Below are 22,368 nucleotides of genomic sequence, written 5' to 3'. Positions count from 1 at the left end.
CGCCGGACCCGTTGGCCCGAGCACCCGGAACCCTCCGAAGCTGCCGTCCCGAGCACCCCCGAAATCCTCTGGACCTGCCGTCCCGAGGACCCCGAACCCATCTCCACCTGCGCTATCGCACGCCAACCCAGACCTCGGGCCCGGTCGATCGATAAGCCGAATCAAATAGCCGATTTAGCTTTCGCCGTCTCTATGCCGAGGACCCACAAAAGCGCGTGCCTCGCCTTCACCCTTGCCATCATCTTCGCCGGACCAGAAATCGGCCGCCCCCGGCTTCGGACGTTCCCAAAATCCGCTGTCCTCCATTGACCGAGGAGACGGCGGCAGATAATCATCCCAGCGATCCTCCATCCGCGCGGCGGGCCGAACGGGGGATACGTCGGGCTCGGGGACATCCGTGACCGCGGAACTGGGCAAGGTGATGCGAACTGGCCCCTGGCGGGTTTCCGGAACGTCTCGCACCTCCTCCACCGCCCCGAACGCGGCGGAAGCCTCCTCACGCCTCCGGTCGAGCGCGGGCGGCGCCGACGACCGTTCCGGAGTGACCCCTTCGGAACTCTCATCTGACACCAGCCGCTGATCCCGGGACTGATCGGGAACCCGAGTCTTGGCGACGGCCAGGATCACGGCGGGCCGCCGTCGGGGCGGGGCCGTGGTGACCGAAACGCTTTCGTTCGCGTGAGCGGCCTGAACCCCGCCGACCGGAGACGTGCTCACACCCGTGGCCGCTGCGGCCGTACCAGGCGTGGAGCTCTCACCCGTGGCGAGCGCCCGCCGCCGTGCCCAGGCCCCCGCATGAGCGCCGAACAGCAGCAGGAGGACACCCGCTGCGACGTAGAGGCCGTACTGGCCGAGGTTCCCGATCGGTGACTCGCTCGACTGCGCCTTCACGTCGGGCTGGACGGGAGCGGTGTCCGCGCCACTTTTCGCGTCGGATGGGCGCGGACCGCCCGTTTCGTCGGCCGTGGGGATCGGCAGGTTCCCGTTCGGGTCGGCGTCGGGTATTTCCGGAAGCTTGGCTGTCGTCCGCTTGTGTGTCGTCGGCTTCGTCGTCGGCAGGGTCTGTCTCTTGGCGGGCAGCGTGGGGAGCGGGTCGACGTTCTTGGTGGTCTTCGGGGTCCGGGTGCCGGCGGTCTTCTTCTTCGTCGGCGTGGGCGTCGGCGCGGCGGGGAAGGCGACGTACGCGGCGGCCGAATTGCCCGAGCCGATCGACCCGCCGTCGCCGTCACCCCTGAACGCCTTGACCGTGAACCCCACCTTCTGGCCCTTCGCCTTGGCCGGCACGGCGAGCACCGCCTGGCACGTGGACCCGGCGCACGCGCTGTCGGCGGGCAACCGTCCCACGATGCCGGACTGGCTGTTGGAGACCTCGTACGACTGCAGGTCAGGCTCCGAACCCTTGCTCCAGGTCAGCCGAACCTTGGCGCTGCCCTGCCGGGTCGCGTTCACGTTGCCCGGCGCCTCGGGCGGCCGCCGGAGCTTGAACGTGCTGCTCGCGTACCGGCTCCCCGTGAGCTCTCCCTTGAGGGTCACGCTGAAGGTCCCGTTCGGGGCGTCGCCGGCGTCGAACGTGCCGGAGATCGTCTGACTCGCTCCCCCTCCGGCGACCTTCCGGCTGGGTGTGGAGGGCCCCTCGACGTAGAGGCCCATGGTCAGCTGCATCACGCCTGTTTGCGCGGAAACGGTCACAGACGAGCTCGAAAGCACCTGGCCGTCAGCGGGCGAGGTGATCTGCCCGGACGTGTCGGCCCGCCAGGTCACCGCAGCGGCCTGAGCGGTCCCGCCAAGCGCGATGGAGCCAGCCACGATCATCCCTGTGGCCACCACTCTGCCGACTACCGTCACGACGCTTCCCTCCATCGAGAGCCTCGCGCCGCCTGACCACCCCTGGGGCGTTCACGCGACGACCGGAAGTGCAGTCCGCCCGGCCGATACGGTCACCGACCGTCCCCGTCCCCGCACCCTAGCGACTTCGCTCCGGCGCTCACAGGCGCCTTGTCACATACGGCATGGACTGAGGGTAAGCGGAACCTTACGGTACATACACAACTCTTGGACACCACGTCTAAGAACTCGTGACTGGATCGCGACCTAGCCCCGCAATCCCCAACCGCCGCACCCGTTTCAGCCGATCAGTCGATTCATTCGCGCGTTTCGCATCAACCGAAATGTCGCCATTCACCACATTTACGCCACAGCGACCATGCCACCCATTCGCCAGCAAAGCACCCACGGTCGACCGGCCCACGACCGCGACAAGGACGGTGCAACGGGGCAACTCACCTGAAGCGGACCTCAAGCACAGACTGACCCCAGACACAGACCAACCTCGGGCACAGACTGACCTCGGGCTCAGACCGAGTGCGACCTCGGCCCTCACCACCTGCTCCTCAGCCAACATCGACACCCATCCACCTCCCTCCTTCGCTATCAGCTCCCACGCCAGATCAACTCCCACGCCAGCCAGCCCGCCCCCACCCTCCGCCACTAGATCCTCGGCAACGAGGCCTTCGACAGGGTCACCGATCTACACTTCGGGGCCGTGGCTGAAACCAAGCGCGGTGGGTCCTTCTACGACGCACCCCAAGTCGTCGGGCGGTACCTCGGTCATCGGCATAGTGGCGTGTCGAGCCCCAACCATGTGATGGAGGAACCGGCTTTCCTGGCGGAACTGGGCGAGGTCGCGGGGCTTCGGGTGTTGGACCTCGGGTGCGGGGATGCGGCCATCGGACAAGTCCTGTTGGATGCCGGTTGTCGTAGCTACCTGGGATTGGACGGCTCCGCGGCGATGGTCGAGGCCGCCAACGCGGCGTTAGGCGGAACAGCCGGCCGCGTCGAACTGGTTGATATCGAGGACTTCTCCGCTCCGCCTTCTTCGTTCGATCTGGTTGTTTCGCGGCTGGCTTTTCACTATGTCGAGGATGTCGAGCCGGTGCTGGCCGCCCTCCACGGATGCCTCTCACCCGGCGGACGCATCATTTTCACGGTCGTTCATCCGGTTCTGACCTCGCACGACTCCGGCGTTCGGGAGAAGCGAACGTCTTGGGTTGTGGATGACTACTTTCTCCAAGGGCCGCGGGAAAGGGAGTGGATGGGCAGCACCGTCACGTGGTTCCACCGCACTGTAGAAGATTATATTGTCGCGCTCACGAAGGCAGGATTTTCGCTGACCTCGCTGCGCGAGTGTGCACCTTGCGAGGATCGCTTTGCTGGGGATGCTGATGAGTTGGCCCGTCGGCGTCGCGTTCCGTTGTTTCTCTTGCTTTCCGGCATGCGCGCTTGATCACTAGGCGTGTACGCCACCGACGACGATCAAGGAGCCATTTCCGCTGGACCGGCCCGAGATCTGGCCATGAGTGTACGGGGGCCTAATACCGGTAGTGAGATCGACAGCGAGGTCCAAACATCGGCGATTTCGTCAGTGATTTTGCATTGGGTCAGCTTCACGCCGTTCTGGCTGGCCAGGGTAGCGGCTCGGGCGCAGGCGGTTTCTGGATTGATTATCGCTAGTTTGGCCGCGGCAAGGGCGCTCAGGTCGGCAGCACTGTTTACGCGATGGCGTGCCACGCGTACCGATCCCAGCGTGGCGAACGCCGTGGCCACCGCCATCAGAAGACCCATGAGAGCAACACCCCAGAGTGTGGCTGAGCCCTTTTCTTTAGTATTGATGGGGACCTCCTCGCCTGCCGGGCTCGTTTGCCTGTGGTTATGGGGAATATCCGGGCTCGGTGTCGGCGACAGCCGTGGCGGATATTTGTACTGCGGGCAATGATTGGGCCCAGGGTGGTCGTACTTCCACAGTGATCTGAACCTTTGTGGTTTCCGTGTCGCGGGTTACGGCTACCTGCGCCCCCGGGCGGGTGGCCGTACGGGCTCGGATGGTGACCTGGTCGAGGGGTTCGCCCCTGGCCGCGGCTCGCGCTGCCGCGCGGGCCACGTCCACGCACTCGAGCTGGGCACTTACGGCTTGGACGGCCCACAGCGCAGCCGCGAGGACGGCCATGAGCGCGGGCAGCATCGCGGCGGTCTCGGCCGTGACCGAACCCCGCGATGCCGACCGCTTCCTGCCCAGGGAGGTCCGCGCTTGGCGGACGGTCATCCGGTGGTGGTATTGAGTGCTCGATCGATAAGGGCTTTCAGCATTTCCTGGACCTCTGGACTGCTCACCACCTTGAACAAAAGTGCGGCGAATGCGCAGGCCGCAATCGTGCCTACTGCGTATTCGGCTGTGGACATGCCGCGCTCACGGTTGACCGTCGCGTAATGAAGCCATCGGTTGGCTCGCGTCGGAGCGAGGCGGGTGGCGAGCCCGGCCGCGGCCGGCTCGGATGATCCGTTTTGCATGCTCGCGCTGCTCTTGAGCGGGGTCGAGGTTTCCCTCAGAGACTTGGTCGAGGTCTCCCCTGACGGCCAGGCGGTCTGAGCAGTGGCGTCTGCGGCGGTGTTGAGGGCTGACGGGGCGCTTCGGGTGATGTGGATGCGGCTGAGTGAGAACTTGCCGACTGTTTTGTTGCTCGATGTGGTGTGACTGCGTTCTGGGGTGGCTTTGATGGCGTCTGGCATGGTGGCGGGACTGTGCATCGTGCCTCCAGGTAGTGCTCGGAGCCGGGGTCTTGTCCGGCGGGAGTCCTTAGGTTGGCCGAAGCAGGGTCGCAGGAGAGGAACCGAACGGCATTCTGTGGAGGGCGTTGAGTTTTCCACAACCAGGGGGTAGACCTGGGCCTTTGCGGTTACGCAGTCACGTACTGGACTAGTTGGCCCGCGAGTGGCCCGTTGTTCACGTTTTCGCAGGTCGGATCACTATCGGTGATCGTTTGCCCCGATAGGGCCGCCTCGATGCAGCGGCCAGCGGTGCGGTAAGCGCCAGGCGTGCACCCGCGCGTTCTCGCTCGAAGCGATGACCAGATCCATCAGCCCTCGCCCTCGGACTCACCCACCGCCGAGGCGACCGAGTGGCGCGCGACCCCGAGCGGGTTACGCCCCCGCGTACCCGCCATCGACTCACCGGCCGCCGAAGCGACAGGGGCGGCCGCCGCCCCGTTGATCGGGACCACGGCGGTCGCGCTCCAGCAGCGCACCCCACCGTCCTTGGCCATGCCGTAGGCCAGGCCCTCCACCCGCACCGGCATGCCCGGCACCAGGTGATGCTGCGCCCCCTCCAGGTTGAACTTGATCATGGTGGAGTCGTTGCCGTCCATCGCCAGCAGCTTCACCACCATGACCGGCTGACCGCCCTCGGTCACCTTGACCTTCTTGGTGGCGGAGTCCTTGGCCGCAGCGGGCGCGGACGTGACCGTGAACCCGAGACCGCTCGTGTCGATCGGGAATCACATCCGTACCTCCCAGCATCTGGGATGTCCCGGTGACACCCACGATGCCGGACCATAATCAAACATGTGTTCGATTGATTCACTGCCATACATACCAGCGGCCCCGGGCATGCTACGGCCGCCCCTCCTCCCGGACCGGAGCCGCTCATCACCGTTCCAGCATGGCCCGCGCCACCGAGCCGCAAAAGTTCGGCCACGAACCCCTCTGAGGGGAAATCCGGGGAAGGTGTCGAGGACTCATTGGGTTTACGGTTGCGAGGAGGGGTGCCTATGTAGATATCCATCCGGCATCGGGCGCTCTCCCCAGCCGCGATTCGCATGGGGGATCACTATGGCTATCCGCAACTATCTCGTCGGCACGTCTATCCGCCTGATGCAACCCGGGCCAGGAGACGACTGGACGCACAGGCAGTCACGCCGCCGCGCCCGCCGACGCGGCTACCGCCGCTGAGCGAACCAACAAGTCAGGGCGCCCACAGGGCGCTCTGACAGCTTGAGCGCCCCGAGCGCTGTGTGATGACCTTCCCTACTACATCAAGCCCGCCCGGCCGAGCCGGGCGGCACTCCCGCGGGGATGATCTTGATGGGGCGACAGCCCGCCACCCACCCCCTCACCCTCCCGCGTAGCCACCCGCATTACTGGACTGTGAACACACCACACCGCAGCACTTGCCACCCCAACACGCCCGCGTGCTTTGGGGCGCCTGCAAGACTGCTGTCATGCAGTACACGCGATTGCGTTAGAGCAGGTCAGGAGGCATACGTCGATGCTCGGTGTGCGGACGATCCGCTGTGACCTGCCGGACGTACGGTGGAAACATGGCTAGGACCCGCCGGGGCCAGCAGTGCGGGCGGCCGTTGCACGTCACGACCAGAGCCGACACACGCTACTGCGGCCCCTCCATGATCAGATGTCGCGCCACTCAACCACAGCACGGTTGGCGTGGCCGATCGTGACGCTCTCCCACAGGCGGCGCGGCCCGCTCGCGCCGCCGAGGAACGGCCGGCCGCCCCGCTCATCAACACCGAGCAGCAGCGGATCCGGCCTCGGGGCCCTGAGGAGGAACTGAACTCACCAGCACAACAACTAATCGGCACGATGAGTATCTGAATAGGCGACATCCACCAGATCGAAGATGTCACGGGCGACGTAGTACGAGCCGCCATCCTGCATGAGCACGAACGTCTCAGCGAAGAGCAGGGGGCTACGCCCATCCGGCCATGTGAGCGCCCCTGTTGCCAAAACGACTATGGTGCCGCCTGCCAGGGGCGCCGCGCTGAAGGTGTGGAGCGCGTGCTCAAGCCCGTCGCCAAGGTAAAGGTTGCTGCCCAAGTACTCTACGATGGCCGCCGGGCCTACTACGACGTCAGAGCTAGAGGTCAGAACCGAGCTCTCCCGGTACAGGCTCCCGATACCCGGGAGATTTGTATTGGCCGTTGAGTAATAGGACTCGATGAACTGTTTGGCAACGGATGCATAGTCTTCGCCCACGGTCTTCCTTTCAATTACGCCTCAGTAGGGAGCCTCATGCGTTGAGGGCTGGAGAGTTCTGACAGCACAGCCTCGGCTAGACGTCACCCCGCCCCTACCGATGGTAACGATCATCCTTCGACACCCCAGCCCCCAGCCGCTCACGCCGTAGCGGGTACACGCCGACACCCCGGTTCCCGCCCGGATGGCCACGGCCACGGGACGCGCCGGCCGGACCGCCATCGGGACTGCGCGCGGCGCTGACGCGCCGTGCTCGCCCTCGCCGTCCGTCAGGCAGCCTGAACCTAGTACGGCGCCGTCGCACGGCTTCGGGATGCTCTTATCCCGACTGCGCCAACTTCTCAGGCAGCTACAACCGCAGCATCGCTTTCCCGCTCACTCACACGTGCTCAGCGCAACTTCGCCGCTGCTCGCTACCTACCGCTGGCAGACAAACTCGCCACGCTCCTCCCCGTTGCCTCAACCGCCTCAACCCCTGCCGACATGGCCACCGCCGCACGCATCTACCACCTCACCACACGCACCCTGATCAAGCTCAGTGCTCCCCCCTACGCGTGGATCTCCGCCCACAAAGGCGTCGAAGTCGCGCAAGCAAGTTCCGATCTCCAAGCCATAGGGGAATACCGGCGCGATCTGATCAGCCTGTTCCATCGCGCCGCCGAGTATCGCAAGGCTCGCGACGTCGCTATCTCAGCCGCAGAATCCCTCCGGCCCCAGCTCGCTGAAGCAACACCTCACGCGTGGGGGGCCTATGGTGCTCTGCTCTCTACCAGCGCTATTGCCGCCGCTCGCCTTGAGGACCGACACTCAGCGCTCGACATGCTCACCGAAGCCGACGAGGCCGCCCATCACGCCTCGAATCTCACTCTGGGCTTTGGACACGTACCCATCTACAAGATGGGAGTCTCCATCGTGCGGGGAGATGCAGGCACAGCCATCGAACACGCCAAGGCAGTCATCCCCAACCAAATCCCGACGCTAGAGCGACGAGGCAGCTACTACACCGGCATAGCCGAGGCATACGCACTCTGGGGCAAGACCGACCGCGCAATACGGGCCCTGCTCATCGCCGAGAAGATAGCGCCCTCCGAAGTACGGCGCTCCGGTACCCGTCAGGTCATCACTGAGCTGCTTCGCCGGGATCCTCACAGCAAGCTCTCCGGCTTGCGAGGACTCGCCCGGCACGTCGGCGTCACCCTCTAAGTTACTCAAGAGACACTTCGCGATCATCGCTCAGATCTGCGCTGGTAGCGGCAGCGCGGCCCTTCTTCTTGGGGGGTTGCACCTTCATCAAGGAGAGTCGCTGGGGCATCCATTGGGCACTCCTTGCAATCCTCGATCGGACTGGGCACGATCACGTAAGCCCTTGGGCATACGAGAGAACGGCTCTTGCCGTTCACGGAGCCTGGGGGTTGGCTTCATCGGCATCGTCAGGCCTGTCTGGCACGGTCCAACGCCAGATGGGCTACTGGATGCCGACCGTAGGACGCGCTTCAGACGATTTCCTGATAGGAGAAGCTCATGGCAGAGTCGAACGACAGGCAGAAACGTGTCACCATCACGCTGGAATACGTGGCCACCGAGGACACCGATTACGACTATGGCAGCGCGTTCTACGTCGCGGGCGGAGCGGCCACCGGCCCCCGGTCCGGCTCCAAGCGTAAGGCACTTCTGACCTATCCGGTCACGCTTGACGACGTCGGTCGTGACACTGCGGGTTCTGGCCGTTTCGAAGGTGGAGATTGTATAATATTCGACGACAACGTATATGTCGATGACTTCGTCGAATTTGGCCTCCAATTCCGCACGTACACCACCGACTTTGGTGACGAAGACAGGCTGCGGTCGTTGGCTTCTACGCTTACTGCACACATCGAAACTGCGGTCGAATCCCTGCCCTCCGTCGCCGACGGCGTGGTTGCCGGGGCTATTCTTGCCGCCACGCCACTGGCGCTGGCCGTTCGGCCGACCCTCGGTGAGGGTGACACTATCTTTGGGACGGTGCAAAAGAGAGTGAACGTAGCCGACTGGCCGGATGGGGACAACGAATATATGTGGACGCTCGCAGATCAGAGTTGGAAGCACGATAAAGAAAGAGGGGAATTCGCGAGCCGTCAGTGGACCTACCACATCACCTACAAAGTCGATGTGCAACCTGTGCTGACGTGAGCCTCGGACAGCTTCGGACCTGCTCGCAATGACCGCGTAACAGATAGCGGTATCGGTTGAGCAGCTTAGTACTCCAGTGACAGGATCACCAGCGTCCTACGCGGGTCACACTGGTACCGCGACCATCAAATAGCACGGGACAGCCACTACAGTATCAGCGCAGTCCCTACCATGATCGCGAAGTGTCACTGGAGCGCCAAGCCCACAAACGCAAACTTAAAAGCGTTTTTGGAAACCCCCTCGGGCTGGCCGCACTGCGTGCCTCTGGCCCGCTGGACTCGTCGTAGCCCTACGCAGACCATTAAGGACCCGCCTCCGGCGGGGGCTCCGACTCCGGGATGGCCATGATCGCTTAGCGCAGGTAGCAAGTGGGTGCGGTGGGACCGCCTTCCCGTCAGCCATCACCCAGGGCTAAGCCAACCATGTCATGGCCAGGGGGGAAGGCTAGGAGGCGAACCCTTGTCGCCAGGAAACCCCTCCACACCACCCGAATAGCTTGGCCCGTGTATGGCCCGCGAATGGTCAGCGACAGTGAGCATCCGTGAGACTCTACGGGACACCCTGATTTCGCCTTTCCCGCCTTTCCCCAGGTCAGACAGCCGACAACCCCCTGATCAGGGCCGCAACAGTCTCTTTTCAGTGTCCACAGACGACCCTGTGTTCTTCTGTGGATGGACGAGGTTCCGCGGCCCAGCGTTTGTGGATGAAGCGTCTCGGAGCGGGTCGCGGCGTGGAGTTGGGCCCGAGAGCACCTATTTGGAGCCTGGGGGTCGAGTCACTTCCTTGGAGACGGTGCTGGCGGCATAGAGAGCCCAAGCAATAGGTTGCGGGCTCGGCGCGACGCTGCCTGAGCTCGAAGACGGCACTATCTGGACTCGGCGCTGCCTGAGCTCGAGGACACCGCTGCCGGAACTCGGACGCGGCGCCGCCTGGACCCTGGGGACGGCGTTGCCCGGACCCAAAGACGGCGTTGTCCGTCAGGAGCGGCATTGGGTGGACGCGCGGCGACATAGAGAACCCTGAGGAACGAGTCGGCGGCGGCGTTGTCTGAGCCCGGAGACGGCGCTGTCCGGACTCGGCGCTGCCTGAGCTCGGACGCGGTGTTGCCCGGACCGGAGACGGTGTTGCCCGGGCCCAAAGACGGCACTCTCTCATCAGGAGTGGCATTGGGTAGACGCGCGGGGACATAGCGAGCCCTGAGGAACGAGTTGCCCATTCAGAGGGGGTGTTAATTGCGCGGAGAGCAACGCAAAAGGGCAGATGAATGGATTTGCCCGCTAGAGGAAGCGTTAAGTGATCAGAAGGCGATACAGAGGACGCGAGAAGCGTCGTTGCGTCCTTAGAGGCGGGGTCGGACGCGCGGGAAGTATCCAGAAAGGGCGTTGCAAAGATCCGTGGGCGGGTGGCCGCTCCAGCACTGGCCCTGCGTGTCTCGCCATCGACAATGTGCCAGTGAGTTCTCCGCGTACACCGGTCTTCAAGGTGTCGGCGAGGTCTTCGGCAGATGAGTCTCTTGCTCCTTGACGTATCCGAAGCAGACCCTTCTTGTTGTGAATCTTCGATGCGCCGCCAGTCTACGAGTTCGTCACTTCTCTCCGCTTTCGCCAGTCATGGGCCTATTTACGTCCGCACCTACGGTGTCCGATTATCTCCTGCGGGAGAAACAACAGCAGCTTGCGCATGAAGAACTCCGCCTTTGCTACAGGCGATGGCTGTCGTGGGCGTGGGCTTTCTGTCATCGTATGCTCATACAGCCAAATCCGGCCCGTCACCAGACCCTACAATCCGTCTGAGCTGGCACAAAGGCAGGAATTCATGGACCTAGAGGCACAGATCCTCGAGTTGCTGTTGCACCTCCGCACGCTCAAAGCGGGCCAGTGCCACAGCAACGACGGCACCGCGACCAGCATGGCTCAGTTGAAGGCCGAGATCAGCAACGTCCAGATCGTGATAAGACAAGACCTCGCTGCTCTTGGCAGCGAGGGCGACGAGATGGCAGCTCTACGACGGCATATGAATGAGCACGTCACATCCCACCGACCACGATGCTGCAAAGACCTCACTCACGATCGAACGCAGTGATCGATTGACGGCTCAGGCTCAATCGCTGGCCGAACCTGCATGCGGATTGGCCTGATCTCTCCGGTCTGCACCGAAAGCTCAGGCCGTACTCGATATAGGGGTGGTTGCGTTTGGTTGGCTGCCCATTCGACGGCGGGCCCGCCGGGAAGGATTCTTCGGCAGTCGCTGCGTTGGCGAGGACTCCATGCCGGTGGGTGATGTGGAGGCGGCCTGGCGTGGTCGTTTGTCTGGATGGCCTTGTGTTCCTCGATCACGAGGCTCGGTGCTGGGCCGTAGGTGTTACCCCTCATTGGTGATCAGCGACCCCGTGGTCCGGGGAACTCGGAAGAGGGGTGGGGTTGTGTGGGCCTTCTTCCGGTGTGCTGAGCGGACTTGATGTTGAGGGTTGATTCTCGCGAGTCCGGGGTTGACGAGGGTGATTCGTCGGCTCTCCTTGATCAGCTTGTTCTGGCAATGTAGGAACTTCAGGGGATGATGATTGTGGAGGCCAGGCCGGCTATTACGGGGATGATTCCCAGCAGGACGAATGCCGGGAGGAAGCAGAGGCCGAGCGGGGCTACTGCTTTTACGCCGACGCTTCTGGCTGAGGCTACGGAATCGGCTCTGGCGGCTTCGCGGGCGTCGTCGGCCAGGCGGGTTAGCACGTCCGCTACCGGTGCGCCGCTTTGAGCCGCTCGGCTCATGGCTCGGGAGAGTTGGGCCGTGGCTGGGTCCTTGGCGAGCGTGGCCCAGGTTGGGTCAGGATCGGCGCCCAGGCGTAGTTGGGTGCTGACCCATTTCAGCCGCTGGCTGAGAGGCCCGCCGATCACGTTGGCGGCGATTTCAGTGGCGTCGCTCGCCGGGCGGCCGGCGAGCAGGCATGCGGTCATCAAGTCGGCGGCGAATGGGAGGTCGGCCGCGATTCGGCGGCGGTCGTGGTGGGTCTGCTGGGGTTGTCTCTTGTGGAGGAAGGCTGCGGCGACTGGGGTGATCAGGAGGCCGGCGATGGTTCCGGGGATGCCGCCGATCAGGAGTGCGGTGAACAGGCCGGTGCAGGTGGCGATGGTGATTGTCTTGCGGGTGATGTCGGCTGGAGAGGGATCTTGCCAGAGTGGCTCGTCAGTGCGGGCTTGCGTTTGCTGGTTTGGATGTGGCCCTTGAGGGTGGGGCTTGGGCTTGGCTGGCGGGCGTAGTCGGGAGAGGCGTTCTGTTGGGGTTCGGGGAGAGGCCCACAGCCATATAGCTAGGCCGGCGAGCAAGGCGGAGAGCCATTCGAGCATTGGGCGGGGTCCGATCGGTTCAGTGGGGTGGGGCTTGGTGAGTGACCACCGTGACCACCTTGGTGGGTGACGCGCTTGGTGGGTGACGCGCTTGGTGGGCGGAGCGCTTGGTGGGTGACGGGCCTGGTGAGTGGCCAGGCCTGGGCGATGGCGGACCTGATGAGTGGCCTGGTGGGTGGGGCTCTTGGTGATTGGGCCTGGCCGGTGGCCAGCCTGGGCGGTGGCCAGCCTGGGCGGTGGCCAGCCTGGGCGGTGGCCGGCCTGGGCGGTGGCCAGCCTGGGCGGTGGCCAGCCTGGGCGGTGGCCTGGTGGGTAGGGCGCTTGGTGGACAGCTGGGCCTGGTGGACGCAGCCGCTGGGCCGGTGGTCGGGACTGGGCGGTGGTCGGGACTGGGCGGTGGCGGGCCTGGTGAATGGGGATTGGTGGGCGGTGGGTTCTGCTGGGCCTTTCCAGCTGGGGGAGGAAGGTGAGTGGTCGGTTGCGAGTGGGCGGGGGCTTCCCAGCGTGTGGTCGGTTCTGAATGGGTGATGGTGGTGTGTGATTGGCGATGCCCTGGGGCCTGTTCCGTGTAGGTGGCGGTGTTATACGGGTGGGTGGCTGTTCGGCCTGTGCTTGGGTTGCTCGCTTGGGCTTTGGTCGGTGGTTGGGGCTGTGATTGGGGTGTTGGTTAGGTTTGCGCTTGGGTTGCCATGTGGTTGGTCCACCACAGGCCACAAGCGTCGAGGGCGATGCCTGCTATCAGGCACATGAGGCCGGGGAAGCTGCCCAGGAGGAAGTCCAGAGGGTGCATGTTGAGGGCGGCGGCCATGAGGAGGCCGAGGGCTGGGAGTACGGCCAGGAGGCGGGCTGTGGTGCGGGGGCCCGCGAGTTGGGCGGCGACGTCCTGGCGGTGGGTTTGGGCCGCACGCAACGTCCTCGCGACTCGCTCGACCAGTGCGGCCAGGCCCGCGCCTACCGTGACGCCTACTTCCCAGCAGGCCGCCAGTTGGCGGAGGCCCTCCCCGCCCTGCTGTGGGGCCGATGAGGTGAGGGCCGCGGAGACGTCGCCGCCGTCTCTTGCCGCGGCGATGACCGGGCGCAGGGTTTCTGCGGCTGGGAAGTCCACTGAGGCGATTGCCCTGGTCAGTGCCTCTCCTGGCGTGCGGCCGGCCGACAGCTCTGCTGACAGGGACTGACACAGCTCGATTGATGCGTGTCGCCAGAGCTGCGCGCGGCGGGCGGGGGTAGGGCGGGTGAGGCGGGTGCTCAGGGACGTCCCGCGGGGTTTGTCCCTGCCTGTGACGAGCCTGGTCAGGCGAGTGGTGGGGGTGTCCGGGGCCGTCCACAGCCATACAGCGCAGGCTGTGGACAGTGCTGTTATGAGGGCGCCGGTCATCGCGTGGCCTTGGTGGTGGGAATCATGGCTGGGCTCTTTGGGAGAGGGCGTCGTAGGCGGGGCCGGGTCGGGAGTTGCCCTTCGCGTCGAAGGTCAGGGCCGGGATCGACTCGACGAAGCCGGCTGACGTTCGGGAGAGCAGGCAGATCTCGGCTATGCGGCGTCGGCCGTCCGGGCGGCCGCGGGTCAGGTGGATGACCGCGTCGAGCGCCGCGGCCAGTTGGCTGTGTACGGCTTCCCTGGTCAGACCCGCTGCGCAGCCCAGCGCTTCCAGGCGAGGGGGTACGTCGGCGGCGGTGTTGGCGTGAAGGGTGCCGCAGCCGCCTTCGTGGCCTGTGTTGAGGGCGGCCAGCAGATCCACCACCTCGCTGCCCCTGACCTCCCCCACCACCAAGCGGTCCGGGCGCATGCGCAGCGCTTGGCGTACCAGCTCGCGCAGGCTCACACCGCCTGCGCCCTCCAGGTTCGCCGGGCGGGTTTCCAGGCGGACGATGTGGGGGTGGAGGGGGCGGAGCTCGGCTGAGTCCTCTACCAGGAGCAGGCGTTCTGCCGGGTCGGCGAGCGAGAGCAGGGCGGACAGGAGTGTCGTTTTGCCGGTGCCTGTGCCGCCCGTGACCAGGAACGCCAGCCTGGCGGTCACCATGGCGGTCAGCACCGGGATGGCGGATGGGGTGATCGTGCCCGCCGACACCAGGTCGTCCAGGGTGAACGTACGGCGTGGCGGAAGGCGTAGCGAGACGCAGGTGCCACCGGACGCCACCGGCGGAAGCACGGCGTGGAGGCGGACGCCGCCGGCGAGTCTGGCGTCCACGTACGGGGAGGCGTCGTCGAGTCTCCTGCCCGCGACGGACGCCAGGCGCTGGGCCAGCCGGCGTACGGCCCCGTCGTCCGCGAAGGTCACAGCGGTACGGCGTAGGCCGCCGCCATCGTCTATCCACACCTCACGCGGGCCGTTGACCAGGACGTCTGTTACGTCTGGCCGGGCCAGGAGCGGCTCCAGAGGGCCGGCACCGATGAGGTCGGCGCAGAGTGCCCTGGCCACCGCGAGGATCTCCGCGTCGCCGTACACGGATTTCTCGGCTCGCAGGGCCACCGCCACCTGGGCGGCGCTGGGTTCCACGCCCGCTCTCGCCAGGCGTACGCGGACTGCTTCGACCAGTTCCTGGGACACCGCCCCTGCGGGTGTGGGCGATTTCAGGGTGCTCATGTCGGGAGGAGATCTTGTAGGAGTGTGCTGCACAGGGCGCCCATCACGGTGCGGGGGCCCAGCTTGGGCAGCTCGCCCCGGTTGAGGGTGGCGGTGAGTCTCGGCTGGTCGGGCAGGGTGCCGGCGGACGGGATGCCCAAGGCGCCCGCGGCCATGTCGTCGTCCACCACGCCTGGGCGGAGGATCGCGCGAATGTCCGAGGTGTGCTTGCGGGTCTCGCCCAGCACCTGTACGGCCGAGAGGATGCCGCGTACGTCGGCCGTGGCGACCATCAGCGTGGTCTTCGCCCTGGTGAGAGCCTCGATCGTGGCTGGGTCGAGGTGGCGGGGGAGGTCGACGACTATCAGGTCGAAGCCTCGCTGGCCTGCCTCGAGGACGGAGCGCATGGCTTGGGCGGGGATCGCCGCCACCTCCCCTCTGTGGAAGGAGAGGACCGCCAGATCGCCGAACGACGGCAGTGCGGCCTGAAGTGCGCTGGAGTTGATCCGGCCCTCTCTGGCGACCAGGTCTCCCCAGCGGGCGCCCGATGCCTCCTCGTGGCCCAACAGGGCGTCTATGCCGCCGCCCAGCGGGTCGGCGTCCACCAGCAAGGTCCGGAGACGGTCTCCCGAGGCGCGCAGGGACAGGCACGCCGACAGCACGCTCGCGCCTGCCCCGCCTCGGCCGCCGATCACGCAGATCACGGATCCTGAGCGGGGGTCGGGCTCCATGGCGTCCGCCAGCCGCTCCACCAGGTGGCGCTCGTCGGTGGGGAGGGTCACGACGGCCTGGGCGCCCACGGCCACGCATTTTCGCCAGGTGTCCGGGTCGTCGGGGGCCCGGGTCACGAGGACTACCTGGTCTCGGGTGGGGGGTGAGCTCGCGGCCACGGCGTCTGCCTGGTCGGCGCCTACCGCTATCAGCGGGGCCAGGTTCCAGAACGGGCGGGCGTGGGCGGGGACGTGGGCCACGTCGAGTTGGGCGCCTGCTGCGGCGGCTATGCGGACCAGGTCGTCGAGCAGGGCGTGGTCTTCGGTGATGACCAGGGGGCGGTGCATGTCGGCCTCTCCGGGGGTGGTGTCGGGAGGCTCACCTTGCTGGAGGTGGGTGGGGTGGGGAGAGGGTGAACGGGGTTCTGGGGATTGTTGGGTGGGGGTTGTGGTGGGCCTGTGGATAAGTGGCCTGGCCTGGAGGCGTCGGTGGGGATTGTGGTGCTGCTGTCGCGAAGGCGGTGAGAGGTGTCCGCAGGAGGGTGCGGGGTGTGCGGGAGGCGCTCGGTTAGCGGCATCCGCAAGAGGGCGCGGTGGAGGGTGCGATTGGTAGAAGCGCCTCGTAGAAGGGCGCAGTGGTGGAGACGCGCCGTAGGAGGGTGCGAGGCGTGCGGGGTCGCTCGGTGCGAGTCATCCGCAAGAGGGCCCGAGGCGTGCGGGGTCGCTCGGTTGGCGGCGATCCGTGGGAGGGCGCAGTGACGGGGGCACGGTGAGGTACGCCGTGAGAGGGCGCCGTGTCGGAGAGCGCTCGGTGGGAGGCGCTGGCGAAGGCCCGTAGCGAAGTGCGCTTGGCGAGTGAGACGCCGTGGGAGGGAGCGCGGTGGTGGCGGCGCTCGGTGAGAGGCAGGCCGTGGGAAGGCGCCGGGGCCGTGGGAGGGCGAGTGGCGGTGTGGAGGGCGTGGTGTACGGACTTGGGGTGGAAAAGGGGCGACCCCCGCCGGGGGGGAGAGCGGGGGTCGCCTGATCGGTCCGGCTCCGGGGGGGTAGAGCCGGTCCCGTTTCAGAAGAAAGCTTTCATCACTTCACCAGAGCCTGGCAAGGGACTGGCAAAGGTCCCCGTGCACGGTTGCTCCAGTTTCGGGCGATACCCCCGTATGCTGCCCGATGGACTCGAGTTTCGTCGAGGAGCAATCTCGCATTTTCGCCAAGTTTTTTGTCTGCGCCATAACGATCACATAAAGACGGTCACTCTCTGTAATCATCACAGGTTGGTAACCAGATCACGGAGGGTGGCGATGGCGACGCATGCCGGGGCCCTGCTCATAGGCGGGTAAAGGTCTTGGTCCGAGGGCTTCCCATCAGGGCGGATCCGACGTAGAAAGGTGTCACGGACCTCTTGTCCGGGCGCATCAGCCGGGTACCCACGCGCGACCAGCCGCGGGAGGCGCGTCGTGACGGGCTTGACCCGCTCCGACGAATAGAGGTGCACGCTTGGTAACCCGGTGTGATGTGCCAGCAGACGGCGTCTCTTGACTGAGACGCCGTCAGCTATGTCGGCGGCCCGGCCCAACGCTCCCACCTGCGCTTCCGCCGCCGCGACCTCAGCCTCGTTGCATCGCCTCGCAGATGGCGGTCGCTTCGCGCACCCCGAGACTTACTGCGGAGGCACACTGTTGTACCCACTGGGCGACGCCCTCCGGGGTCCCGCTCAGGTACGCACTCAGGCCCCCGGCGTACGAGGCGTGCTCCAGGTGCCCCACCTCCACGGCCACGAGGGACTTCGGGTCCAGGCCGTACTCGACCAGGGTCAGGCGCTCGGCCGCGCGCGCCACGATCCCGTCCGCCGCGCCGAAAGGACGCAGTACGGCCAGCTCGGCGTGCATGACGGCGGCCAGCACGATCGCGGGCGCCTTCGTGGGCCGTTCGAGCAGCCCGAGCAGCCCCTCCATGCGCGTCGCCGCCTCCGAAGCGCCCGGCGCGGGCCCCAGTCCCAGCGGGTCCGGCGCCTCGTCCACCGCCCGCGGACGGCCCAGGGCGGACTGCGGCGCCAGGCCGGCGGCCGCCACCGTGTGCAGGCGGGCCAGCACCTGCCTCGGCGCCGTCCGCCACAACGAGCCCAGGCGGCCCAGCTCCGCCGACGCCCGGAGGGCTCCCTGGACCAGCGGGTCGTGGACCTCGTCCCGGCGCAGGGCGTCGAGGGACACGTCCACGCCTTCCAGGGATGCCGAGGCCCGGGCGCCGCGCAGGGACGACTCCGTCGAGACGGCCGGGCTGGCCCGGCGCAGGACACGGTGGCGGTACAGCCGGTCGACGTCCTGCCTGGCGGCGTCGACCGCCTCGGGGACGCCGGGGAACTCCGCGATGACAGCCAGTGGGTCACTCACGGAAACCGACCTTACCGGCGGGTACGACCGCTCTCGCTCCACCGGGTGACGACCGTACCAGCGCCTCGAGGGGAGGCAGGGCGCGCTCAAAAGGTGACCGTGGGTTGAGAAATCACCGGGCGCCGAATATGCGGAGCCCTTTATGGGCCCCCGCCAGATTGCAAGATGACAACGTTTCAATAGCGGTTGTCATGCGACCTGATAATCGGGGACCCCTCGGTACAGACCTGTCTAGACCTCTTGTGTGTGGAGGCCGTGAGCTGGTGAAGTGGGACACGACCTATCCAATCTGGCCATAGAAGGAGCACGAGGTGGCCCCGGAGACCCCCGGCAACGAGACCCAGGCGCTGTCGAACCTGCTACAGGAGAACCGCCGGTTCGCACCGCCGGCTGACCTGGCGGCGGCCGCGAACGTGACCGCCGCCGCATATGACGAGGCCGCCGCCGACCGTCTCGCCTTCTGGGAGCGTGCGGCCGAGAGGCTGGCGTGGGCCAAACGGTGGGAGACGACCCTCGAGTGGAACGCCCCCTTCGCCAAGTGGTTCGTCGGCGGCGAGCTCAACGTGGCCTACAACTGCGTCGACCGCCACGTCGAGGAGGGCCGCGGCGACAAGGTCGCCTACTACTGGGAGGGTGAGCCCGAGGGCGACACCCGTACCCTGACCTACAGCGACCTCCAGCGCGAGGTCAGCAAGGCCGCCAACGCCCTCCAGGAGCTGGGCGTCGGCAAGGGCGACCGGGTGGCCGTCTACATGCCGATGATCCCCGAGCTGCCGATCGCGATGCTGGCCTGCGCCCGCATCGGGGCGATCCACTCCGTGGTGTTCGGCGGCTTCTCGGCCACGGCGCTGAAGAGCCGGATCGACGACGCCGACGCCAAGCTCGTCATCACCGCCGACGGCGGCTACCGCAGGGGCAACCCGTCGGCGCTCAAGCCCACGGTGGACGAGGCCGTCGCCGAGTGCCCGCAGGTCGAGAACGTCCTCGTCGTACGCCGTACCGGCCAGGACGTCGCCTTCGGCGAGAAGGACGTCTGGTGGCACGACCTGGTCGACCGGCAGAGCGACCAGCACACCGCCGAGCCCCACGACGCCGAGGACCCGCTGTACATCCTCTACACCAGCGGCACCACCGGCAGGCCCAAGGGCATCCTGCACACCACCGGCGGCTACCTCACCCAGACCGCCTGGACGCACCACGCGGTCTTCGACCTCAAGCCCGACACCGACATCTACTGGTGCACGGCCGACATCGGCTGGGTGACCGGCCATTCCTACATCGTGTACGGCCCCCTCGCCAACGGCGCCACCAGCGTCATCTACGAGGGCACCCCCGACACCCCGCACCGCGGCCGGTTCTGGGAGATCGTGCAGAAGTACAAGATCACGATCCTCTACACGGCGCCCACCGCGATCCGGACGTTCATGAAGTGGGGTGACGACATCCCCGCGAAGTTCGACATGTCCAGCCTGCGCATCCTGGGCTCCGTGGGCGAGCCGATCAACCCCGAGGCATACGTCTGGTACCGCGAGCACATCGGCCACGACCGCTGCCCCGTGGTCGACACCTGGTGGCAGACGGAGACCGGCGCCATCATGATCAGCCCGCTGCCCGGCGTCACCGCCGGCAAGCCGGGCGCAGCGATGCGCCCGCTCCCCGGCATCGCCGCCGACGTGGTGGACGACCAGGGCAACAGCGTCCCCGACGGGGGCGGCGGCTTCCTCGTCGTACGCGAGCCGTGGCCGTCGATGCTCCGCACGATCTGGGGCGACGACCAGCGCTACATCGACACGTATTGGAGCAGGTTCGACGGGATGTACTTCCCCGGCGACGGCGCCAAGAAGGACGACGACGGCGACCTGTGGCTGCTCGGCCGCGTGGACGACGTCATGCTCGTCTCCGGCCACAACATCTCCACCACGGAGGTGGAGAGCGCGCTGGTCAGCCACCCGAAGGTGGCCGAGGCGGCGGTGGTCGGCGCGACCGACCCGGTCACCGGTCAGGCGATCGTGTCGTTCGTGATCCTGCGCGGCTCGGCGGAGGAGAGCGACGACATCGCCGCCGACCTGCGCAACCACGTGGCCAAGACCCTGGGCCCGATCGCCAAGCCGCGCCAGATCCTGGTCGTGCCGGAGCTGCCCAAGACCCGCTCCGGCAAGATCATGCGCCGCCTCCTGCGCGACGTCGCGGAGAACCGCAGCGTCGGCGACGTCACCACGCTGGCCGACAGCACGGTGATGAACCTGATCTCGGAGAAGCTCCCGTCCGCCAAGTCCGAGGACTGATCCCACATCCCAGGCGCATGTCCCGAAATACGGGGACATGCGCCTGGCTCTTGAGAGCCTGGGGCGAAGCCCGGAGTACCCGGCGCGGGCGCTATCTTGTTCGATCGGGTAGTTCTGGGAGTGATAGCGGGACTCGCGCTCGACAAGTTTCGGCGTGTTCGGGGCGCCTGGCTGTCAGCGCGGCTCGGCCTGGCGAAACTGTCGGAAGAGCTCCTGGCGGCGGTACCGCTTCACACGGTACGCGAGCGTCGCATCGCGCTGGATGATGTTTGACACGGCCACCAGGCCTCGATAGGAGACGTTCATGCCGCAGACTCCCGAGGAAGAATCCCTGGGCTCGCTGGTCGCCCAGGCGAGCAGTCAGATCTCGGACCTGGTCCGCTCGGAGATCGAGCTGGCCAAGGCCGAGCTCAGGTTCGACGCCAAGCGGGTCGGCACGGCGGGCGGCCTGTTCGCCGCCGCCGCCTTCATGGCGCACCTGTGCCTGATCCTCGCCTCGTTCACGATCGCGTTCGTGCTGGCGCAGTGGCTGCCCAACTGGCTGGCCTTCCTCATCGTGACCGTGTTCTACCTGGTGGTGGCGGGTCTGCTGGTGTTCATCGGGGTCAGGCGGCTCAAGGGACTGGCCGGGATGAAGCGCACCGCCAGGTCGATCAAGGGGCTCAAGGAGATCGCCACGCCCGAGGACGAGACGCTGCCGGCGGTTCGTCCCGATCGTGAGCCGGTGACACGTGATGGCACCTGACGAGTCGGTCGTACAGATCGAAGGACCCTGGACGCACCGCGCGGTCCACGCGGGCGGCACCCGCTTCCACGTCGTCGAGGCGGGCGAAGGGCCGCTGGTGCTGCTGCTGCACGGGTTCCCGCAGTTCTGGTGGACGTGGCGCAACCAGCTCGTCTCGCTGCCGAAGGCGGGTTACCGGGCCGTCGCGGCCGATCTGCGCGGCTACGGCGGCAGCGACAAGCCGCCGCGCGGCTACGACCTGCCCACCCTGGCCGCCGACGCGACCGGCCTGATCAGGGCGCTGGGCGAGACCGGCGCGATCGTGGTGGGGCACGACTGGGGCGGGCTGCTGGCCTGGACGATGGCCGTGCTCGATCCCAAGTGCGTGCACCGGCTGGTCGCCGTGTCCGCCCCCCATCCCCTGCGCCTGCGCAAGGCGCTGCTGGGCGACCCGTTCGGCCAGCTCAGGGCCAGCCGGCAGTCACTGGGCCACCAGCTGCCGCTGCTGCCCGAGCACCGGCTCAGGCGCCGCGAAGGGGCCCTGGTGGGCCGGTTGCTCGACGACTGGTCGCGGCCCGGCTGGCCCGATCCCGAGACCGCGCGTACGTACCGAGAGGCGTTCCGCATCCCCGCCGTGGCACACTGCGCGCTGGAGTACCACCGCTGGTTCGGCCGCTCCCAGCTGCGCCCGGACGGCCGCCGCTACGCCAGGGCCATGCGCACCGCGGTCGAGGCCCCCACACTCCACCTGCACGGGGCGCTCGACCCGCGCGCCCTGCCGCGTACGGCGCACGGCTCGGGCCGCTACGTGGCGGCCCCGTACCGGTGGCGGCTGCTCGAAGGAGCCGGCCACTTCCCCCATGAGGAGATCCCCGACGTGTTCGACACCGAGTTGCTCGGCTGGCTGGCCGATCCGGAGCCCGACCGATGAGAGACCGCGATCCCGAGGGCAGGCCCCGTAACGCCAGGCCGCGCGACGCGTACGGCAGGCCGCTCCCCTACGGCGAACCCGGCGTGCCCCGGGTCCCCGACGACTACGCCCCCACCACCGAACAGGCTCTGGCCGACGCCCGCGGCTTCCTCGGCGAGGGCCTGCCGTTCAACGCGCACGAGGTGTTCGAGGGCCGCTGGAAATGCGCGCCGGAGGACGAGCGCGAGCTGTGGCAGGGCCTCGCGCAGATCTGCGTCGGGCTGACGCACCTGCAGCGCGGCAACGGGCGCGGGGCGCTGACCCTCTTCGGCCGTGGCGCCGCCAGGGTCCAGGGGTACGGCGGCGCGTACGACGCGGTCGGCAAGGCGGCCTCGGGGTTCGGCCAGGACAGCGACCCCGACGAGGCCGTCGCCGCGATCCTGGACAAGCTGCCCGGCTGAG

Annotated in this window: 20 protein-coding genes; 8 read left to right on the top strand and 12 right to left on the bottom strand. The window is 66.9% G+C overall.

Features of this window, described 5'->3' with window-relative positions; translation table 11 throughout:
• Nucleotides 1-174: 174 nt before the first annotated feature.
• On the bottom strand, nucleotides 175-1,860 hold the full coding sequence (locus ACWDRB_RS39550) for a hypothetical protein (protein WP_449902637.1): 1,686 nt from the start codon (nucleotides 1,858-1,860) through the stop codon (nucleotides 175-177).
• Nucleotides 1,861-2,542: 682 nt separating this feature from the next.
• Here ACWDRB_RS39550 and ACWDRB_RS39545 point away from each other — a divergent pair.
• Entirely contained in the window at nucleotides 2,543-3,283 is a 741-nt protein-coding gene (locus tag ACWDRB_RS39545) for a class I SAM-dependent methyltransferase (RefSeq protein ID WP_449902635.1), read from the top strand.
• A gap of 29 nt (nucleotides 3,284-3,312) precedes the next feature.
• Here ACWDRB_RS39545 and ACWDRB_RS39540 read toward each other — a convergent pair whose 3' ends face one another.
• From ACWDRB_RS39540 to ACWDRB_RS39520, 5 genes are all read right to left on the bottom strand, one after another.
• Nucleotides 3,313-3,669, bottom strand: a complete 357-nt coding sequence (locus tag ACWDRB_RS39540) for an Rv3654c family TadE-like protein (RefSeq protein ID WP_397372731.1) — start codon at nucleotides 3,667-3,669, stop codon at nucleotides 3,313-3,315.
• 37 nt (nucleotides 3,670-3,706) lie between these two features.
• Nucleotides 3,707-4,003 (bottom strand): TadE family type IV pilus minor pilin, encoded by a 297-nt coding sequence (locus ACWDRB_RS39535; RefSeq protein ID WP_449902665.1) that lies wholly within the window; start codon nucleotides 4,001-4,003, stop codon nucleotides 3,707-3,709.
• 92 nt (nucleotides 4,004-4,095) lie between these two features.
• The gene (locus ACWDRB_RS39530) at nucleotides 4,096-4,581 is read right to left on the bottom strand and encodes a DUF4244 domain-containing protein (RefSeq protein WP_449902633.1); all 486 of its coding nucleotides are present in this window, start codon (nucleotides 4,579-4,581) and stop codon (nucleotides 4,096-4,098) included.
• Nucleotides 4,582-4,910: 329 nt separating this feature from the next.
• A complete protein-coding gene (locus tag ACWDRB_RS39525; protein ID WP_449902630.1) occupies nucleotides 4,911-5,243 on the bottom strand; it encodes a hypothetical protein in 333 nt (110 codons plus the stop codon).
• 1,174 nt (nucleotides 5,244-6,417) lie between these two features.
• Nucleotides 6,418-6,822, bottom strand: a complete 405-nt coding sequence (locus ACWDRB_RS39520) for a nuclear transport factor 2 family protein (protein ID WP_449902628.1) — start codon at nucleotides 6,820-6,822, stop codon at nucleotides 6,418-6,420.
• Nucleotides 6,823-7,305: 483 nt separating this feature from the next.
• On the opposite strand from ACWDRB_RS39520, the gene ACWDRB_RS39515 reads away from it, so the two are divergent.
• From ACWDRB_RS39515 to ACWDRB_RS39505, 3 genes are all read left to right on the top strand, one after another.
• On the top strand, nucleotides 7,306-8,025 hold the full coding sequence (locus tag ACWDRB_RS39515) for a hypothetical protein (RefSeq protein ID WP_449902626.1): 720 nt from the start codon (nucleotides 7,306-7,308) through the stop codon (nucleotides 8,023-8,025).
• A 318-nt stretch (nucleotides 8,026-8,343) separates the two neighbouring features.
• Entirely contained in the window at nucleotides 8,344-8,991 is a 648-nt protein-coding gene (locus ACWDRB_RS39510) for a hypothetical protein (RefSeq protein WP_449902624.1), read from the top strand.
• Between the two features lie 1,680 nt (nucleotides 8,992-10,671).
• Complete coding sequence (locus tag ACWDRB_RS39505; RefSeq protein ID WP_449902622.1) at nucleotides 10,672-11,073, top strand: hypothetical protein; 402 nt, start codon at nucleotides 10,672-10,674, stop codon at nucleotides 11,071-11,073.
• Nucleotides 11,074-11,537: 464 nt separating this feature from the next.
• On the opposite strand, the gene ACWDRB_RS39500 is transcribed toward ACWDRB_RS39505, so the two are convergent.
• The 5 genes from ACWDRB_RS39500 to ACWDRB_RS39480 form a co-directional block, all read right to left on the bottom strand.
• Entirely contained in the window at nucleotides 11,538-12,332 is a 795-nt protein-coding gene (locus tag ACWDRB_RS39500) for a type II secretion system F family protein (protein WP_449902619.1), read from the bottom strand.
• Nucleotides 12,333-12,999: 667 nt separating this feature from the next.
• Complete coding sequence (locus ACWDRB_RS39495; protein ID WP_449902617.1) at nucleotides 13,000-13,707, bottom strand: type II secretion system F family protein; 708 nt, start codon at nucleotides 13,705-13,707, stop codon at nucleotides 13,000-13,002.
• A 22-nt stretch (nucleotides 13,708-13,729) separates the two neighbouring features.
• Entirely contained in the window at nucleotides 13,730-14,914 is a 1,185-nt protein-coding gene (locus tag ACWDRB_RS39490; RefSeq protein WP_449902614.1) for a TadA family conjugal transfer-associated ATPase, read from the bottom strand.
• Nucleotides 14,911-15,951, bottom strand: coding sequence for a septum site-determining protein Ssd (gene ssd / locus ACWDRB_RS39485; protein WP_449902612.1), 1,041 nt, complete (start codon nucleotides 15,949-15,951; stop codon nucleotides 14,911-14,913). Before ssd ends, ACWDRB_RS39490 begins: the two co-directional genes overlap by 4 nt.
• Before the next feature lie 1,253 nt (nucleotides 15,952-17,204).
• Nucleotides 17,205-17,987, bottom strand: a complete 783-nt coding sequence (locus ACWDRB_RS39480; protein WP_449902609.1) for an oxidoreductase — start codon at nucleotides 17,985-17,987, stop codon at nucleotides 17,205-17,207.
• A 311-nt stretch (nucleotides 17,988-18,298) separates the two neighbouring features.
• On the opposite strand from ACWDRB_RS39480, the gene acs reads away from it, so the two are divergent.
• Nucleotides 18,299-20,272, top strand: coding sequence for an acetate--CoA ligase (gene acs / locus ACWDRB_RS39475; protein ID WP_350732726.1), 1,974 nt, complete (start codon nucleotides 18,299-18,301; stop codon nucleotides 20,270-20,272).
• 174 nt (nucleotides 20,273-20,446) lie between these two features.
• Here acs and ACWDRB_RS39470 read toward each other — a convergent pair whose 3' ends face one another.
• Complete coding sequence (locus tag ACWDRB_RS39470) at nucleotides 20,447-20,578, bottom strand: hypothetical protein (RefSeq protein WP_350732724.1); 132 nt, start codon at nucleotides 20,576-20,578, stop codon at nucleotides 20,447-20,449.
• On the opposite strand from ACWDRB_RS39470, the gene ACWDRB_RS39465 reads away from it, so the two are divergent.
• The 3 genes from ACWDRB_RS39465 to ACWDRB_RS39455 are packed head-to-tail and all read left to right on the top strand — an operon-like array spanning nucleotide 20,577 to nucleotide 22,367.
• Nucleotides 20,577-21,017, top strand: a complete 441-nt coding sequence (locus tag ACWDRB_RS39465; protein WP_449902606.1) for a phage holin family protein — start codon at nucleotides 20,577-20,579, stop codon at nucleotides 21,015-21,017. The genes ACWDRB_RS39470 and ACWDRB_RS39465 overlap by 2 nt on opposite strands.
• Nucleotides 21,007-21,927 (top strand): alpha/beta fold hydrolase, encoded by a 921-nt coding sequence (locus ACWDRB_RS39460; protein WP_363976932.1) that lies wholly within the window; start codon nucleotides 21,007-21,009, stop codon nucleotides 21,925-21,927. Before ACWDRB_RS39465 ends, ACWDRB_RS39460 begins: the two co-directional genes overlap by 11 nt.
• Entirely contained in the window at nucleotides 21,924-22,367 is a 444-nt protein-coding gene (locus ACWDRB_RS39455; protein ID WP_355202715.1) for a DUF309 domain-containing protein, read from the top strand. The genes ACWDRB_RS39460 and ACWDRB_RS39455 overlap by 4 nt, the downstream gene beginning before the upstream one ends.
• Nucleotide 22,368 lies beyond the last annotated feature (1 nt).

The sequence above is a fragment of the Nonomuraea sp. NPDC003707 genome, assembly GCF_053587055.1.
The sequence above is the reverse complement of the archived record's forward strand: the minus strand, read 5'-3'. Positions and strand labels throughout refer to the sequence as shown.